We start from the raw sequence: 1,958 nt of genomic DNA on the forward strand, positions 1-1,958 counted from the left end.
TCAAGCCATCGTGAAGCGGCGTCGTCGCGCGCCAGCCGAGTTTTGCGAGGCGGCTGACGTCGAGCAGCTTGCGCGGCGTGCCGTCGGGCCGCGAGCTGTCGAAACTGATCTCGCCGCTGTAACCGACGATTTCGGCGACGACGCGGGCGAACTCGGCGATGGTGATGTCCTCGCCGGTGCCGATGTTGACCAGCTCGGCACTCGAATAGGTCTTCATCAGATGCACGCAGGCATCCGCCATGTCGTCGACATAAAGGAACTCGCGCCGCGGCGTGCCGGTGCCCCAGACCACGACACTCTTCGCGCCCGCGAGCTTTGCTTCGTGGAAGCGGCGGATCAGGGCGGCGACGACGTGGCTCATTTCGGGGTGATAATTGTCGCCGGGGCCGTAGAGATTGGTCGGCATCACGCTGATGAAGTCGCTGCCATACTGGCTGCGATAGGCCTCCGCCATCTTGATCCCGGCGATTTTTGCGATCGCATAAGGCTCGTTGGTCGGCTCGAGCGGGCCAGTGAGCACGGAGTCCTCGCGCAGCGGCTGTGGTGCCAGCTTCGGATAGATGCAGGACGAGCCCAGAAACATCAGCTTCTCGGCGCCGTTCCGATGCGCGGCCTGGATCACGTTCGCCGCGATCGCGATGTTGTCGTAGATGAACTCGGCGCGCAGCGTGTTGTTGGCGACGATGCCGCCGACCTTGGCCGCAGCGAGGAAGATCACCTGCGGCCGCGTCTTCGCGAACCAGTCGAACACCGCGGCCTGGTTGCACAGATCGACCTCGCGCCGGTCCACGGTGACGAGCTTGACGTCCTCCCGTTCGAGCCGGCGCGCAAGCGCGCTGCCGACCATGCCGCGATGGCCGGCGACGTAGACGCTTTTGCCCTTCAGCTCAAACGGTGCGTTTGCCACTCGCCGCATCCCGCTTTGCGTCCGCCAGATCGCTCGCCATCATCTCCGCGACGAGCTCTGCAAAGCTCCGCTTCGGCGTCCAGCCAAGCACCTCGCGCGCCTTGCTGGCGTCGCCGACGAGGAGATCGACCTCGGTGGGACGGAAATAGGTCGGATCGATCTTCACGACCGTCTTGCCGGTCCTGGTGTCGACACCGGTCTCCTCGACGCCCTCGCCGCGCCATGCGATGCGACGGCCGACTTGCGCGAACGACAGCTCGACCATCTCACGCACCGAGTGCATCTCGCCGGTGGCGAGCACGAAGTCGTCGGGCTTGTCGGCCTGCAGGATCTTGTGCATGCCCTCGACATAGTCGCGCGCATGGCCCCAGTCGCGCCTGGCCGAGAGATTGCCGAGATAAAGCGTCTCCTCCAGGCCGACCTCGATGCGCGCGACAGCGCGCGTGATCTTGCGGGTGACGAAGGTCTCGCCGCGGATCGGGCTCTCGTGGTTGAACAGGATGCCGTTACTCGCGAACATGCCATAGGCCTCGCGGTAATTCACCGTGATCCAGTAGCCGTAGAGCTTTGCCACGCCGTAGGGCGAGCGCGGATAGAACGGCGTGGTCTCCTTCTGCGGGATCTCCTGCACCAGGCCATAGAGCTCGGAGGTCGAGGCCTGGTAGAACCGCGTCTCCTTCTCCATGCCGAGGATGCGGATCGCTTCCAGCAGCCGCAGCACGCCGATGCCGTCGGCATTGGCGGTGTATTCCGGGCTCTCGAAGCTGACGGCGACGTGGCTCTGGGCGGCGAGATTGTAGATCTCGGTCGGCCGGATCTGCTGCACCAGGCGGATCAGATTGGTCGAGTCCGTCATGTCGCCGTAGTGCATCAGGAACGGCACGTTGCCGACATGCGGGTCCTGGTAGAGATGATCGACCCGCGCGGTGTTGAACGAGGACGAACGCCGCTTGATGCCGTGCACGACATAGCCGAGCGACAGCAGATATTCGGCGAGATAGGCGCCGTCCTGTCCCGTAATGCCGGTGATGAGAGCGATCCGCTCAGCCAT

The 1,958-nt window shown here is 64.4% G+C and carries 2 protein-coding genes; both read right to left on the reverse strand.

Translation table 11 applies throughout. The features are described from left to right. Nucleotides 1–907, reverse strand: a 907-nt coding sequence (gene fcl, locus JQ591_RS35175; protein ID WP_433995228.1) for a GDP-L-fucose synthase, incomplete at its 3' end; no start/stop codon positions are given. Continuing rightward, nucleotides 888–1,958 (reverse strand): GDP-mannose 4,6-dehydratase (gene gmd, locus JQ591_RS35180; protein ID WP_211400542.1); only part of this gene is annotated, 1,071 nt, incomplete at its 5' end. The genes gmd and fcl, both read right to left, overlap by 20 nt.

The organism is Bradyrhizobium canariense (genome assembly GCF_018130465.1).
GTDB classification, from domain to species: domain Bacteria; phylum Pseudomonadota; class Alphaproteobacteria; order Rhizobiales; family Xanthobacteraceae; genus Bradyrhizobium; species Bradyrhizobium canariense_C.